This window comes from Pandoraea anapnoica (assembly GCF_902459765.1).
Classification (GTDB): Bacteria; Pseudomonadota; Gammaproteobacteria; order Burkholderiales; family Burkholderiaceae; genus Pandoraea; species Pandoraea anapnoica.
Window position 1 is genome coordinate 259,598 of the sequence record NZ_CABPSP010000002.1, and the last position, 15,799, is coordinate 275,396.

Genomic DNA, 15,799 nt, shown 5'->3' on the forward strand with positions numbered 1-15,799 from the left:
GCAGCAGCACGATGCATTTTGAATACGTTTATTGCGTTGCGAAATGCTAGACGATTGACACGCCAATGTCATCAGCAAAGCCTATTCTCTGCGTGGGAAAGTCCAACACGAGAAGTGCTGCAAAGCAGCATCGAAAGTACGAATTTTGTCGCGCAAGCGTCTTTTTCGTGACCTATCCTTAAAGTCCCTGACGAGGGACCCCCTGTGGAACCGCAAACCGGGAGACGAAGATGCTGAGTCATCATGAATTTGCCACCCTGATGCTGGTGAAGGATGCTCCGGAGCAAGTGGAGCTGGATCGCCCTGACCTCGAATCGTTGCTTGAGAGCAAACTGATCGAGTGGGAAGAGTTGGAGACGGGAGCGAAGTCACCCCGCCTGACTGTTCAGGGCAAGTACTTCCTTCAGGCCGTTGCCTGAGCGCCCAGCCAGTTGTAGAGGTGTCTGTAGTCGCAAAAAAGCCCGCCGGAAGGCGGGCTTTTCATTTGTCCGGGTCATTGCCCGAACCTCTCGACACGACTCAACCGTGCCGGACGTCACGACGGTGGCGTCGCCAGGTATGGCGCGCCGTCGGATGCTCCCGGCACCAGTTGCGATTCGCCAGCCAGGCCACTGCCGCGCCCACGACCAGCGCAATCACCAACGTCCCAATCAAGCTCCCTGTCAGCATAGTGGCCTCCTTTCTTCGATGTCACGGGATGGCACGACTTCATTCTAGGCAATCCCTATCGAAATAGGTACCCGAAAGTGATTCGGGTATACCGCGTTTGCGTGACATCAAAATGGATGCGAGTTCGGTGCCGGGCAGATGCGGCGACGCAGCATTTTTGAGATCCGATCAAGCCCGATCAAGGTGCGTCAGGCGATGGCGCCGCCCGCGTCGATCAGCACTGTGGAGCCTGTCGCGCTCGGCGTACCGGCGAGATACAGGATGGTATTTGCCACGTCTTCCGCCGCGACGACCCGGCGTGCTGGTAGACGCTCCGCTGCGTTGCGATACATCGCTTCGCGGTCCGCTTCGGCAAGCTTGTTCCACAGCGGCGTCGCAGTCAGCCCCGGCGAGACGGTGTTGACGCGAACCGGTGACAACTCCAGCGCCAGCCCACGCCCCAAGGCTTCCACCGCCGCGTTGATCGCCCCCTGCACCACCGACGACACGTTCGGCCGCACGCTCAGATACCCCGACGTCAGCGTGAGCGACCCGCCGTCCTCGATGCGCGCGTACTTCGCCACGTGGTAAGTCCCCCAGAACTTGCTGTCGAGCGCCGCGTGCGCGTCGTCGAGCGAAAGCTTGCGCACCTGACCGGTCGGTGTTTGCGCCGCCGAGATCACGACGTGTTGCCACGGCGCGTGGTCGGCGAAGAATCGTTCGACGGCGGCGACGTCGCCGGTGTCGAGCACGGCAGCGCGCGCCGTACTGCCGATCGTCGCCAGCGCTTCGTCGAGCTTCGCCTGACTGCGCGAGGCGATCGTGACGGCCGCCCCTGCCTTGGCAAACGCCTGTGCAGCGGCACGGCCAATGCCGGAACTGCCGCCAATCACCAGCACGCGCTGGCCTGCAAAATCGAACATGGTGTGACTCCAGAATGAGATCGATGAAATCGGAAGAGGAAAACAACCGTGACGTCGCAACTCGGCAGCAACGTCGTGAGGCTATTGTGATCCTTACCGCTCAAGACGATAATCCCTCGCACAACTGAATCACTCTCTCCAAATTATTGATAATCTCACCGCGATGATCGACCAAACACTGGATCTCACGCTCTTCGACCGGGTTGTCGCTACCGGCAGCATGTCGGCAGCCGCGCGCGAGCTGGGCTTGTCACTCGCTGTCGTGAGCAAACGGCTCGGGCTGCTGGAGCAGCGCCTTGGCGTGCGGCTGCTCAATCGCACCACGCGCAAACAGGCGCTCACCGAAGACGGGCAGGTATTTCACGCGTGCTGCCAGCGGATTCTGGCGGAAATCGCTGAGGCCGAACGGCTGATGACGCGTCAGGCGGGCACCGTCGGCGGGGTGCTGCGCATCAGCGCACCGCGCGCATTTGGCCGTCGCCATCTGACGCCGCTCCTCGTTGCGTTTCGCGAACGGCATCCGGACCTGAAGGTGCATCTATCGCTGAGCGACCTGTGGGTCGATCTGGTCGCGCACGGCATCGACGTGGCGATTCGCGTCGGCACCCTGCCCGATTCGAGCCTTATCGCGCAGGAACTGGCCCCCAATTACCGGGTGCTTGTCGCCTCGCCCGAGTATTTGAAACGACGCGGCACGCCAAAGGACGTCGGCGATCTGCGGCAGCACGACTGCATTCTGTTCGGTAATTCACCTCACGGCGATTGGCGATTCGTATCGCAATCCGAAACATTGCGCGTGCAAGTGCCAGATACGTACGTCGTGGACGACGGCGACACTGCCCACGAACTCGCCCTGCATGGCGCAGGCATCACACAGAAATCGATCTTTGACGTCGGCGACGATATCCAGGCGGGACGACTGGCACGCGTGCTCCCGTCGCTGCGGATTCCGGCCGCGCCACTGCACGCCGTATACCCGCATAGCCGTCATGTTGCGCCGCGCACGCGGGTGTTCATCGACTTCCTGCGCGACCAGTTGCGCGCGACGTGGCGCTGGTCGCAGGATTGAAGCGCGCTGCTTCGTCAGCGCCGGCACTCAGTCGTTCGCGCGCCTCGCGTCGGACGCTTCAATCGCCTGACGTCCCGCCGCCAGCAGCGCCTCGGATAGCGCCGGGTCGGCACCGACCACCGCGCGCGACAGGATCAATGAACCGACCATCTGCGAGAATCGCGCCATGGCATTGCGCGTCGCCTGCTCCTGCGTTAGTCCCCGGGCAACGCCTGCCGCCGTCATCCGTTCGAGCGACGTCGCCAGCCCCTTCGCATAACACGCCTGCGCCTCCTCGCCGATGCGCGGCACGTCGCCTGCGAATCCGGCAACCGGGCAACCGCACGCCACATCGTCACGATGCACCGTCGACAAATACTGCTCGACGCCGACCTTCGACGGGGCGGCCGGATCGCCCGACGTTCCAAGCGCCGACGCCTCCCCCATGCCTTGCGCCATTCGCACTTCGTTGGCGGCCATCGCGCGCGCCATCACGGCCGAGACAAGCGCGTCCTTCGATTTGAAGTGGTTATAGAAGCCGCCCTGCGTGAAACCGGCCTCCTTCATCAACGCCGTCAGCCCGACCGCATCGACGCCACGCTCGCGAAACAACCGGTCGGCCGCGCTGACGATCGCCTCGCGGTTCTCTGCGGCCTGCTCTCTGGAAATACCCATTTTTTAACGCTCCTCGTCCGACGACGCCGCAATCGCCGCTATCGGACTCATCGAAAAAGACAATGTCGATCACCATTGACATTAACCCAACAGAGTCGGCACAATGCATCGCAAATGACGATGGCGATCACAATTGTCATGAAGTATAGCCGAAACCGTACGCCGTCCACCGGACTGGCGCGGCCCAATTACCTTGCTGGAGCAGTGAAATGAAGATCAAAGATGCGGTTGTGTTCGTGACTGGCGCCAACCGTGGCCTCGGCCTCGAATTTGCCAAACAGGCGCTGGCGCTCGGCGCGAAGAAGGTCTACGCAGGATCGCGCGATCCGTCGAAGGTGACGCTGCCGGGTGTCATTCCCGTCAAGCTCGACGTCAATAACCCGGATGACGTGGCCGCCGCCGCGCGACTCGCCGGCGACGTGACCCTGCTCATCAACAACGCCGGGATGGCTCGTCCGACCCAAGGCTTGACCAAGCCCGGCGCCGCCGAGCTATTGCGCGAAACGCTCGAAACCAACCTGTTCGGCGTGCTGGCCATGACGCAGGCATTCGCCCCCGTCCTCGGCGGCAATGGCGGCGGCGCGTTGCTTAACGTGTTGTCGATCGTGAGCTGGATCACGTCGAGCTACATTCCTGAATATGCGATTACCAAATCGGCCGCGTGGTCGCTGACGAACGGTGTCCGCCGTGAACTGAGCGCCCAGAACACGCAGGTGATCGGCCTGCACGCGGGCTACATCGACACCGATCTCACAAGCGGCATCGACGCGGAGAAGAGCGCGCCGTCCGACGTCGTGCGTCAGGCTTACGAGGCCATCGAGGCGGGCGCGTTGGAAGTGAGCGTCGACGACGCCACGCGCCAGGTCAAACAAGGACTGTCGCAGGGCGTCTATCTGATCGACCTGGAAGCCGAAGCGCAGTCCTGAAACAGTCATCGCGAGATGACGCGCTCGCCAACAAAAACGCCGCGACACCCTTTCAGGTATCGCGGCGATTTGTCTCGAGTGAGTCGTCGGCGAGCCGCAAGGCTCACCGGCGCTCCCGTTTAGCCAGCTCAGGCCGCCTTGTCCATCTGACGTTCACCGCCCACGGCTTCGACCAGATCGTCGAGCATGCGGGCGAGTTCGCCGGTCATGAGCGCGACGTCGGCATCGAACTTCTCGGCTTCGCCTTCCGCGGTCGGGTCGGCAGCGTCCTTGATGATGTCGAGCGGCGTAATGCGCTTGATGATGAACGCGTCGGTCAGTACAAACGAGATGCGGTCGTTCCACGTCATCGCCAGCTTCGTGCAGCGCTTGCCGGCTTCGATGTGCTGACGTACGTCCGCACCGTCGAGCGGGTGTGCGACGTAACGCACGGCCGCCTTCTCGTCGGTGTTCGAGCGCAATTCCACGTCCTGATCGACGGTGAAACCGGACGGCGCTTCATTGCCAGCCAGCCACGACGTCATCACGGACACCGGCGCTTCATTGAGTTCGACGTTCTCAAGGACGATGTCCAGCGTCTTGAGCAGCAAGCTGCGCACTTCGTCGGCCTTGGCGGGCGACGCAGCGTCGATAACCAGCCAGCGATTGACCGGATCGATCCACACACGCGTGTCGCGACGAATGCCGAACGCACGCGGCAGCAACTCGTCCGTGACCTGCTCCTTGAGTTCGCGCATCTGCTTGCGCCCCGGCTTGAAGCCTTGCTGCTCTTCAAGCTCAGCGGCCTTGGCGCGCGTCACCTGATTGACGACGGTCGTCGGCAGCAGCTTCTTTTCGGCCCGATAGGCCAGCAGGAACTGACGATTGATGCTGTGCACGAGCTCGCCGCCATCGCGCGGCGGCGCCCAACCCTGCACTTGCATTTCGAGGCTGCCACCCTCACGGAAGGCGTGCTTTTCGAGCGCCTCTTCCATTTGCGCGACGCTCATGGACCAACCGGCAGGAATTCGGTGCAACTGAAGATTCTTGAACCACATCGGCATCACCGCAAAATCAAAAGCATGGATTTTACCAGTGTGCCGAGGTGCAGCGAAGTGCGCTAACCCGAATCGTGCAACCAGACGTTACAGGAAGCGGTCGAGAATCTTGCGGCTGGGCTTGTCCAGCGTGCCCGTGTCGCGAATCAGGAAGTGAATGCCGTGGTTATCGGTGATGAGCAACGTCTGTCCGCCGAGACGACGAATGTCTTCTTCGCCGCGCAGCACGAACGACGCTTCGCCACGGTTCGTCTCGACGGTCCACGTGCTGGGCGTCGCATACGTCGACACGCCCTTGATGCGCAGCACTTCGGGCATGAACTCACGCGCGGCGAGCTCCTCCGAGACGAGCACGCGCATGGCTGCTGGCAGCGCGTCGAGCGAGTCGAGCCAGACCAGCTCGCGCCCTTCCGTGCTCACGAGCGCCAGCCCTTCGTCCGGCGCAGCAATCGGAAAGGCCCGCACGGGCACCACGCCCTCATGGGCGACGCCCTCGGCGTCGGTCAGCACCAAACGGCCGAAGGCGTTGCGCGTCAGGGTGAAATCGATCTGCATAAAAGTCTTCGCGAACGGTTCTGTTGACGGTCAGTCGGCGATTAATTGATGGACAGCGGCTGTGCCGGCGCGGCGGTCACCGCCGCGACCGTGGCGGCCGCTTCGGCCGAGGCGACGACCTCGTCGATATCCGAATCGACATTACGCTGTTGCGCCTGATAGAGCTTGTAGTACGCGCCTTCGCGGGCGATCAGTTCGTCGTGGTTGCCCACTTCGACGATCTTGCCGCGATCAAGCACCACGAGCCGGTCGGCCTTGCGCAGCGTCGACAACCGGTGGGCAATCGCGATGGTCGTGCGTCCCTTGACGAGGTTGTCGAGCGCCTTCTGAATTTCCTTCTCCGTGGCCGTGTCGACCGAGGACGTCGCCTCGTCGAGAATCAGAATTCTCGGATCGATCAGCAGCGCGCGGGCGATGGAGATACGCTGACGTTCGCCGCCCGACAGCGCCTGACCACGCTCGCCTACGAGCGAGTCGTAGCCGTGCGGCAAACGCAGAATGAATTCATGCGCATGGGCTGCGCGGGCTGCTGCGACGATCTCGGCGCGCGTTGCGTCAGGTTTGCCGTAAGCGATGTTCTCGGCAATCGTGCCGAAGAACAGGAACGGCTCCTGCAACACCAGACCGACGTTGCGACGGAAGTCCGACACCGGCAGCGCGCGAATGTCAACGCCGTCGATCTGGATCGAACCTTCGGCCACATCGTAGAAGCGACAGATCAGGTTCACCAGCGTGCTCTTGCCCGAGCCGCTGTGGCCGACCAGACCGATCATCTCGCCCGGCGCAATACGCAAATCCATGCCGCGAATCACCGCGCGGTTGCCGTAGCGGAAGCCGATGTCGCGCAGGTCGATCGCCCCCCGCACTTCCTTGAGATGCACCGGATTGACCGGCTCCGGCACGTTCGAGACGTGATCGAGAATGTCGAAAATGCGCTTCGCGCCGGCGGCCGCCTTTTGCGTGACCGAGACGATGCGGCTCATCGAGTCCAGGCGCGTATAGAAACGGCTGATGTACGTGAGGAACGCGGCCAGCACACCGACCGTGATTTCGTGTTTCGAGACTTGCCAGATACCGAAGATCCAGACCACCAGCAGGCCCACTTCGGTGAGGAACGTCACCGTCGGCGTGAACAGCGACCAGACCTTGTTCACCCGGTCGTTGACCATCAGGTTGTGGCGGTTGGCTTCCTTGAAGCGTGCGACCTCGCGGTTTTCCTGCGCAAACGCCTTGACCACGCGAATGCCCGGGATCGTGTCGGCGAGCACGTTGGTGATTTCCGACCAGATCCGGTCGACCTTCTCGAAGCCGTGACGCAGACGATCGCGCACTAGATGAATCAGCCACGCGATGAATGGCAGCGGCAAGAGCGTGACGACAGCCAGCCACGGATTGATCGACACCAGAATGACCGCCGTCATGACGATCATCAGCACGTCGGTCGCAAAGTCCAGCAAATGCAGCGAGAGGAACACGCAGATGCGATCGCTCTCCGAGCCGATACGCGCCATCAGGTCACCCGTGCGCTTGCCGCCGAAATATTCCAGCGACAGCCGCAGCAGATGCGAATACGTCGCCGTGCGCAGGTCCGCGCCGATGCGCTCCGAGACCTTCGCGAGCAGATACGTGCGTGCCCAGCCGAGTACCCACGCAACCAGACCGGCACCCAGCAAGCCGGACAGATACATTCCCACCAGGTGGTAATCGATGGGCTTGCCGTTCTGGAACGGGATCAGCACGTTGTCCATAAGCGGCATCGTCAGATACGGCGGGATCAACGTCGCGCCCGTAGCGCAAAGCGTCAGCAGGAAACCCGCCAACAACTGAAAGCGATACGGTCGGGCAAAACGCCACAAGCGGAGTAAAGCCCATGTCGACGGTGGGGCTTCTACCTCGGGATTGCACTGCGGGCACTCGTCCACCCCGGGCGGCAGTTCCGCCTGACAGATCGGGCAGACGCCCGCCTCTTCCGCCTCATGCACCGCTGCGTGACCCGCCACATGGATGTCGCGCTGACGCACGATCGTGTCCATCAGCGTGAGCGCCGCCGGATTGTGACCGAGCGTGTAACGCCAGTTCACCAGCTTCTGACGCGTATCGCACAACTCCAGCGAGCCAACGCCCGCGTGGTCCGTATGCGTGAGCGACAGCCCCGCATGATACGGCCACGATTGCCACGGCGACTGATTCGACCCGCCGTCGCGCCGCGCGTCACGCGCCATCACCCGACGCTCCGTCGCCACCACTACGCCCCGGGCGAAGTGCAACTGCGCGTCCAGATCGATGGGCAGCCAGGCGAGCACCGTCTCCCCGTCGGCAAGTTGCGCGGCGAGATCCGGATACCACGGTTCAGCCGCGGCGTTCCGGGCGGAAGCGGAAGACACAGGGGAGGCTTGCGCGGGCGAATCCGCAGAGGCGTCGGGCGGGGTTGCGGCGGAGGTGTCGGTCATTGATGCGGCAGACGTGTCCTCAAGGGGCGGACATCGAGGCAAACGGAGAAGAATCGACGCGGACTTTCCCTGTCAGGTCCGCAAAATTGCCGCAAGTATAACCACAGCGATGCATTTTGCGGCACGGAGTTCCCGCATGACACGGTGCAACATCGAAATATTGTTGCGGGTGTCAACCGTTTACGGATTTTTTGCGTTAAGCATCCAGTTAACTGAAAGAGCGCGACCGGCTGTGCCGCATGAAATCGGCCTTGCCGGCTTTTGTGTACCAGCCCTGACGCGTGAATTAAAGCCTTAGATGAAAAAGAAAGACATTGAGATTTTCGATGTCCTGTCGCTTCGCGGACCGAATATGTGGACGTATCGGCCGGTGCTCGAGGCATGGGTCGATATCGGGGAATTGGAAGAGTTCCCGTCCAACAAGATCCCGGGGTTCCCCGAGCGGCTGTCCGAATGGCTGCCGACGCTCATCGAACACCGCTGCAGCATCGGCGAGCGCGGCGGCTTCCTTCAGCGTCTTCGCGAAGGCACGTGGCCCGGCCACATTCTCGAGCACGTCACGCTCGAACTTCAGAACCTCGCCGGCATGCCCGGCGGCTTCGGCAAGGCACGCGAGACCCCGATTTCGGGCGTCTACAAGGTCATCGTGCGCGCCTGGCATGAAGACGTGACCCGCGCCGCCCTGTTTGCGGCCCGCGATCTGGTCATGGCCGCCATCGAAGACCGGCCTTACGACGTTGAAGCCGCCGTCGAAGAACTGCGCGGCCTGGTCGACAAACACTGTCTCGGCCCGAGCACGGCGTGCATCGTCGACGCCGCCGACGACCGCGACATCCCCCATCTGCGTCTGTCCGACGGCAATCTGGTGCAACTGGGTTACGGCGCTGCCGCCCGTCGCATCTGGACGGCCGAGACCGACCGCACCCCCGCCATCGCCGAGAGCATCTCGCGCGACAAGGACCTGACCAAGCAACTGCTCGAATCGTGCGGCGTGCCCGTGCCGGAAGGCCGTCTGGTCGACAGCGCGGAAGACGCCTGGGAAGCCGCCGAGGACATCGGCCTGCCCGTGGTCGTCAAGCCGTACGACGGCAACCACGGCCGTGGCGTGTTCATCAATCTCACCACGCGAGAAGAAGTCACGACCGCGTTCGGCGTGGCCCTCGAAGAAGGCAACGGCGTGATCGTCGAGCGCTTCGTCACGGGTCTGGAACACCGTCTGCTGGTCGTGGGCGGTCGCGTTGTGGCCGCCGCGATGGGCGAAATGGCCTCCGTGACCGGCGACGGCAAGCACACCGTCTCGGAACTCATCGAGATCCAGATCAACAGCGATCCGCGTCGCGGCAGCGCCGAAGACCAGCCACTCAATCGTGTGCGCATCGATTCATCGGCCCGCCTCGAACTGAAGCGTCAGGGTTTCGACGCCGACTCCGTGCCGCTGGAAGGCAAGAACGTCCTGATCCAGCGTAACGGCAACGTCGCGTTCGACGTGACCGACCGCGTTCACCCGAGCGTGGCCGCGCACGCATCGCTGGCCGCCCGCATCGTGGGTCTGGACATCGCTGGCGTGGATCTGGTCGCCGAAGACATTTCCCGTCCGCTCGCCGAACAGCGCGGCGCGATCGTGGAAGTCAACGCCGGTCCCGGCCTGCTCATGCACTTGAAACCGGCCGACGGCGCACCGCGTCCGGTCGGCCGCGCCATCGTCGACCATCTGTTCCCCGATGGCGACGCGGGCCGCATTCCGGTCGTCGGTATTACCGGCACAAACGGCAAGACGGTAACCGCACGATTGCTGACGCACCTGCTGCAACTGGCGGGCGAACATACGGGTCTCGCATGCAGCGACGGCTTGTTCCTCGACAAGCGTCTGGTGCAAGGCGGCGACCGCGCCAATTGGGACGCCGCGAACCGCGTGCTGATGAATGCCAGCGTGACGGCCGCCGTCTTCGAAAACGACAGCACTGCCATTTTGTCCGAGGGCCTTGCCTACGACCGTTGTCAGGTTGGCATCGTCACGAACATCGACCGTCCGGATCACCTCGGCCACAACTTCGTCGAGGACGTCGACCGCATGTTCAGCGTGCTGCGTACGCAAGTCGATGTCGTGCTGCCCGACGGCGTGGCGGTCCTCAATGCCCGCGACCCGCTGGTCGTGGAAATGGCCGAGTTGTGCGACGGCGACGTGATCTTCTTCGGTCTGGACGAGCAACTCCCGGCCATCGTGGCGCACCGCGCCGCCGGTAAGCGCGCCGTCTTCGTGCGTGATGGTCAAGTGATCCTCGCGACCGGCACTGAAGAAGCCGCCGTCGGTGCAACGGCCAATATGCCACTGACCTACGCCGGACGTGTCGCCTTCCAGATCGAGAACGTGCTGGCCGCCGTCGCCGCCGCATGGTCGATGGGCGTGGCGCTGGATATCCTGCGCACCGGTGTGACGACGTTCGATGTCGGTCAGGTCGATGCCCCGGGCCGCTTCACGCTGTTCGAGAAGCAAGGCGCGACGGTGATCGTCGACGATGCGCATAACGCCCCGGCCCTCACCGCACTGGCTGCCGCCCTCGCCACCCTGCCCGCCGAGCGCCGCTCCGTGGTCTACGGCCCGGGCGCAGATCGCATGGACGAAGACCTTCAGGCCGAAGGCAAGCTTCTGGCGCAGACGTTCGAGCGCGTGGTGCTGTGCGACGACTTGAGCATTGCCCGCAAGCGCGCGTCGTCCGAGTCACGCGCTCAGTTGCGCGCAGGCATCGATGCCGCAGGCCGCAAGGTGCAGGTAACGGACGCCGGTGAGCGCCGTGCCGCCGCCGAGACCGCGCTTGCCCAGCTCACGAGCGGCGATCTGCTCGTGTTGCAGGCCGACGAAGGCGGTGCAGCCGCGATGCTCGACCTCGTCCATTTGTGGATGGGTCAGCCGATGCGCGCATTGGCTGCCTGAGTCACTGAGGCACTGAAAGTTGAATGACGAGCGGCGGTCGGCAGTCATTTCTGCCACCGCCGTCTCTATATAGATAGTCACCAGATACCTAGCCACAGTCGTTTTTCTCGCCACGCATCTGCCATATTGAGATATACAGGGACGCGAAGTGGACAGACAGGGATTGCAATTTATGGAAGTCTCCCGCATCCGCGCATTGCGCGGGCCGAACCTCTGGAGCCGTCACACCGCCATCGAGGCAATCGTGACGTGCACCGATCTGGAATACTCGATCGGCAATCTGGCCGGTTTCGAGGCCCGACTGCGCGCACGCTTCCCCGAGCTGCCCGCGCTCACGCCCGACGCTGAAGAGCGCCCGGTCTCGCTGGCCGACGCGCTGGCGACCACGGCGCTGCATCTGCAAGCCGCCGCCGGCTGCCCGGTAACCTTCAGCCAGACGACGCAAACCATCGAACCGGGCACGTTCCAGGTGGTGGTGCAGTACAGTGAAGAGCCAGTGGGACGTCTTGCCTTCGAGCTGGCGCAGCAGCTGATTCACGCCGCCCTCGAAGACGGTCCGTTCGATTTGGCCGACGCCCTCTACCGCTTGCGCGATCTGGACGAAGACGTGCGCCTTGGCCCGTCGACCGGCTCGATCGTCTACGCCGCTGTCGCCCGTGGCATTCCGTACCGCCGCCTGACCGAAGGGTCGATGGTGCAATTCGGCTGGGGCAGCAAGCAACGCCGCATTCAGGCCGCCGAGACCGACCGCACGTCGGCGGTGGCCGAATCGATTGCACAGGACAAGGATCTCACCAAGACGCTGCTGCACGCCGCCGGTGTGCCGGTGCCGCTGGGCGGCACCGTGCGCGATATCGAAGCCGCGTGGAAGCTGGTGCAGGAAATCGACGCCCCGGTAGTGGTCAAGCCGCGCGACGGCAACCAGGGCAAGGGCGTGGCCGTGCGTTTGCGCACGCGCGAAGAAATCGAGAAGGCGTTCGAAGCCGCGCAGGACATCAGTCGCGACGTCATCATCGAGCGCTACATTCCGGGTCACGACTTCCGCCTGCTGGTCATCGGCAACAAGCTGGTGGCCGCGGCCCGCCGCGATCCGCCGCAAGTCACCGGCGACGGTGTGCATACCGTACGTCAGTTGGTCGAGACGGTGAACGCCGACCCGCGCCGTGGCGAAGGTCACGCCACGTCGCTGACCAAGATTCGTTTCGACGACATCGCGCTGGCAACGCTCGCCAAACAAGGCTTGAACGCCGACTCCGTGCCGGATGCCGGTGCGCGCATCGTTCTGCGCAACAACGCCAACCTGTCGACGGGCGGCACCGCCACCGACGTGACGGACGACGTCCACCCCGAAATCGCCGCACGCGCCGTTGCGGCCGCTCAGCAAGTCGGTCTGGACATCGCCGGCGTCGACGCCGTGTGCGAAACCGTCATCAAGCCGTTCGAAGATCAGGCAGGCGGCATTGTCGAAGTCAACGCCGCGCCGGGCCTGCGTATGCACCTTCAGCCGTCGTACGGCAAAGGACGCGCAGTCGGCGAAGCGATCGTCTCGACCATGTTCGAAGATGGTGACGATGGCCGCATTCCCCTCGTGGCAGTCTCCGGCACGAACGGCAAGACCACCACGGTTCGCCTGATTGCTCACCTCATCGGTCAGCAAGGCCTGCGTGTTGGCATGACCGGCACAGACGGCATCTACATCAGCGGCCAGCGTATCGATACAGGCGATTGCAGCGGCCCGCGCAGCGCGCGCAATGTGCTGATGCACCCGGACGTCGACGCCGCCGTGTTTGAAACGGCGCGTGGCGGCCTGCTGCGTGAAGGTCTCGCGTACGACCGTTGCGACGTCGCTGTGGTGACCAATATCGGCATGGGCGATCACCTCGGCCTGTCGTATATCAACACGGTCGAAGACCTTGCCGTGCTCAAGAGCGTGATCGTGCGCAACGTCGCGCCGCGCGGCATGGCCGTGCTCAACGCGGCCGACCCGATGGTCGCGCGCATGGCCGACGCCTGCCCGGGCGACGTGACCTACTTCACGGCCGACGCCACGCATCCGGTGCTCGCCACGCATCGCGCCAAGGGCAAACGCGTGGTCTATGTCGACGGTGCTCACATCGTGACGGCGCACGGCAGCGAAGAAACCCGCTACGCGCTGGCGGCGATTCCGCTCACGCGCAACGGCGCAATCGGCTTCCAGGTCGAGAACGCGATGGCCGCCATCGGTGCGGCATGGGCGTTGCATATCGATGCGGCCACGATTCGCGCCGGTCTCGCGACCTTCGTGAACGATGCTGGCACGGCCCCGGGCCGTTTCAACGTGTTCGATTACAAGGGCGCGACGGTCATTGCCGATTACGGCCATAACCCGGACGCCATTGCCGCACTCACGCAGGCCATCGAAACCATGCCCGCGCGTCGTCGCTCGGTGGTGATTTCGGGCGCTGGAGACCGTCGCGACGAAGACATTCGCCGTCAGACGGAAATCCTGGGCGGCGCGTTCGACGACGTGCTGCTCTATCAGGACCAGTGCCAGCGCGGCCGTGAAGACGGCGAAGTGATCCGCTTGCTGCGTGAAGGACTAGTCGACGCCCGCCGCACGAGCTACGTCGACGAGATCAACGGCGAGTTCATCGCCATCGACACGGCCCTCGCCCGCCTGCAACCCGGCGACCTGTGCCTGATCCTCATCGATCAGGTGGACGAAGCGCTGGCACACATCGCGCAACGCGTGACAGAGGCTGGCGCGCGCTAAGCGGTTATCGGGAAGCGTCTGGCGGCGGAATCTCCGTGCCGGACGCTGACAGGCTTGCCGGGATTGCGCCCGCTTCCGGCTCGCGAGGTGCCGACAGGATCATGTCGACGACCCCGGCACCTTCGATGAAGTCCCCGGCCTTGAACGCGCGAGGCAATATAGGGTGCGGCCACTTCCGTTCTCCCCGGGACACAATGACGTCCATCAATCCGCGCACTGGCGCCAGTCGTCGCATCGTGTGTGCCGTCACGAGATCGTAAATTCGAACGCCGTCCGGCCGCTCACCCGAGAGCATCAGCACCCACGCATCGCCTGGCGTCGCTTCGAATTCGTGGAACGAGATGATGTCGCTCGCGTCCACGAATCTGACAACATAGCCTTCCCCCGGCAGCCCATTCTCGGAGGTTAGTTCGTCCAGCCGCCGTTCGATCGAGAACCAGACCAATTGGCGCAGATCTTGTGGTGCGCCACGAAGTTCGGCAACGTTGAAGTAGTCTCGTGCACGACGTCGATGGTGCATAGCGAGCGCGGTGACCTCGTCGCGGCCGAGACGTTTCGGACGATGCTCCACGAGGTAATCGGCGGCAAGGATGTGCAGCAGCGCCGCACTGACGAGCCTCTCCCGAGCGGCGAAAACCGCAGCACATCGTTCGTAAAGCGAGCACAGGCTCGCCAGATCGCTTTGCCTGAGATCGCGCGTGCTGGCGAGCAGCGATTCGACGTCACACACAGTGGCGGCACGGGACATTGTCATCGCGGCAAGCTCGTAGTTTTCGAGCGCTCGGGAAGACTCGTGAGCTTTCGCAAAGCCGGCACCGGCCTCGCGATACTGTATCGCCGCCTCCTTGAGGGACGCCGCCTTCTCACCGTAACTTGCCGCAATCGACCGGAAATTGGCGGCCTGCAGATATAAGCCGTCACTCTTCCGAGGAACGGCACTTTGCGCCATTCGCTCATGCGTCACTGCCAATTGCCCGAACGACCGGGCAGCACTTTCGTCATCGCCCACCCGATCGAAGAACGCGCAAAGGGATTCGTGAATCTCGGGCGTTACGTGAACGCCTTCGAAGGCATCCAACACACTTATCGCAAGCCTGCGTACCGCCGCCTGATCCACGTCACCCAACGGATTCCCGCCTGCACCGATCAACCCTGCCAGCAAATGCCCTGTCAGGTATCGCTGATGCACTGCAATCCCCGGCAGCAGGCTCAATGCGGTCGCGCCGTCGCTCCGCTCTTCAAGCCGCGCCGTGAGCAGTTGCGCCACCTCGTGCTGCGTCAAAGACAACCCATGCCCCGATAGCCCAACGCACATCACCGGGCAACGCAATCCGGTACCGGGTATTTCCACTGCGATGAACTGATTGGGCGTCATGTAGACCGACGTCTGCTCCGGATCCGACCAACGTCTCACCATCTCGGATCTCACCTCGGGAGTGAGTGAATGAAGCACCTTGCCAGCAGCGGCCACCAACTTTTCGGTGCTTCGCAACAAGTTGAGAACGTAAGCTAAGCCGTTGACGGACGTACTCAAGTGTTGCATGACGAGCAGGTTCACCATCGAACAACGTTGGGTGTCGGCTTGAAAACACCTGCGCAGCTCGTTCCAGACATCCGGCGCGCTCAATCCCAATGCAAAACGGTCTATTGCAATGTGCAGAGCGTACGAGTTCGCCGCACAGGGCGCGATCTCATCGTCGAATGCGCGAATCAATGCTTTCGACAATTCGCGCGATCCCTCGGATGACGATTGGGCTGCGATACTTGTCGATGCTGTAATGCCTTGAAGACCCATAATTCCAAAATTTCCGTGTGGTCTCAGCCCGCGTTCGCATCGCACAGGGATGACCACA

Annotated in this window: 12 protein-coding genes; 5 read left to right on the forward strand and 7 right to left on the reverse strand. The window is 63.1% G+C overall.

Translation table 11 applies throughout. The annotated features are described in order from the left end of the window. Nucleotides 1-230 precede the first annotated feature (230 nt). Nucleotides 231-419 (forward strand): hypothetical protein, encoded by a 189-nt coding sequence (locus PAN31117_RS04290; RefSeq protein WP_039397952.1) that lies wholly within the window; start codon nucleotides 231-233, stop codon nucleotides 417-419. 100 nt (nucleotides 420-519) lie between these two features. Here PAN31117_RS04290 and PAN31117_RS27015 read toward each other — a convergent pair whose 3' ends face one another. Together PAN31117_RS27015 and PAN31117_RS04295 are read right to left on the reverse strand one after the other, a co-directional pair. Beyond that, nucleotides 520-669: a hypothetical protein gene (locus PAN31117_RS27015; RefSeq protein WP_174990818.1), complete on the reverse strand. Its 150-nt coding sequence runs from the start codon at nucleotides 667-669 to the stop codon at nucleotides 520-522. A gap of 188 nt (nucleotides 670-857) precedes the next feature. Beyond that, complete coding sequence (locus PAN31117_RS04295; RefSeq protein ID WP_150737122.1) at nucleotides 858-1,571, reverse strand: SDR family oxidoreductase; 714 nt, start codon at nucleotides 1,569-1,571, stop codon at nucleotides 858-860. A gap of 163 nt (nucleotides 1,572-1,734) precedes the next feature. On the opposite strand from PAN31117_RS04295, the gene PAN31117_RS04300 reads away from it, so the two are divergent. Next, the gene (locus PAN31117_RS04300; RefSeq protein WP_150737123.1) at nucleotides 1,735-2,640 is read left to right on the forward strand and encodes a LysR family transcriptional regulator; all 906 of its coding nucleotides are present in this window, start codon (nucleotides 1,735-1,737) and stop codon (nucleotides 2,638-2,640) included. A 27-nt stretch (nucleotides 2,641-2,667) separates the two neighbouring features. Here PAN31117_RS04300 and PAN31117_RS04305 read toward each other — a convergent pair whose 3' ends face one another. After that, on the reverse strand, nucleotides 2,668-3,294 hold the full coding sequence (locus PAN31117_RS04305; protein WP_150737124.1) for a TetR/AcrR family transcriptional regulator: 627 nt from the start codon (nucleotides 3,292-3,294) through the stop codon (nucleotides 2,668-2,670). A gap of 209 nt (nucleotides 3,295-3,503) precedes the next feature. On the opposite strand from PAN31117_RS04305, the gene PAN31117_RS04310 reads away from it, so the two are divergent. Then, nucleotides 3,504-4,220: an SDR family oxidoreductase gene (locus PAN31117_RS04310; RefSeq protein WP_150737125.1), complete on the forward strand. Its 717-nt coding sequence runs from the start codon at nucleotides 3,504-3,506 to the stop codon at nucleotides 4,218-4,220. Between the two features lie 128 nt (nucleotides 4,221-4,348). Here PAN31117_RS04310 and PAN31117_RS04315 read toward each other — a convergent pair whose 3' ends face one another. The 3 genes from PAN31117_RS04315 to PAN31117_RS04325 form a co-directional block, all read right to left on the reverse strand. After that, nucleotides 4,349-5,257, reverse strand: a complete 909-nt coding sequence (locus PAN31117_RS04315; protein WP_150737126.1) for a recombination-associated protein RdgC — start codon at nucleotides 5,255-5,257, stop codon at nucleotides 4,349-4,351. Nucleotides 5,258-5,344: 87 nt separating this feature from the next. Next, nucleotides 5,345-5,812: a cyanophycin metabolism-associated DUF1854 family protein gene (locus PAN31117_RS04320; protein WP_150737127.1), complete on the reverse strand. Its 468-nt coding sequence runs from the start codon at nucleotides 5,810-5,812 to the stop codon at nucleotides 5,345-5,347. 41 nt (nucleotides 5,813-5,853) lie between these two features. Continuing rightward, on the reverse strand, nucleotides 5,854-8,262 hold the full coding sequence (locus tag PAN31117_RS04325) for a cyanophycin metabolism-associated ABC transporter (protein ID WP_150737128.1): 2,409 nt from the start codon (nucleotides 8,260-8,262) through the stop codon (nucleotides 5,854-5,856). Between the two features lie 298 nt (nucleotides 8,263-8,560). On the opposite strand from PAN31117_RS04325, the gene cphA (PAN31117_RS04330) reads away from it, so the two are divergent. Together cphA (PAN31117_RS04330) and cphA (PAN31117_RS04335) are read left to right on the forward strand one after the other, a co-directional pair. After that, nucleotides 8,561-11,194, forward strand: a complete 2,634-nt coding sequence (gene cphA, locus PAN31117_RS04330; protein ID WP_150737129.1) for a cyanophycin synthetase — start codon at nucleotides 8,561-8,563, stop codon at nucleotides 11,192-11,194. A 172-nt stretch (nucleotides 11,195-11,366) separates the two neighbouring features. Then, a complete protein-coding gene (cphA, locus tag PAN31117_RS04335; protein ID WP_150737130.1) occupies nucleotides 11,367-13,946 on the forward strand; it encodes a cyanophycin synthetase in 2,580 nt (859 codons plus the stop codon). A gap of 4 nt (nucleotides 13,947-13,950) precedes the next feature. Here the strand turns inward: cphA (PAN31117_RS04335) and PAN31117_RS04340 are convergent, their stop codons facing one another. Beyond that, entirely contained in the window at nucleotides 13,951-15,798 is a 1,848-nt protein-coding gene (locus PAN31117_RS04340) for a hypothetical protein (RefSeq protein WP_150737131.1), read from the reverse strand. Nucleotide 15,799 lies beyond the last annotated feature (1 nt).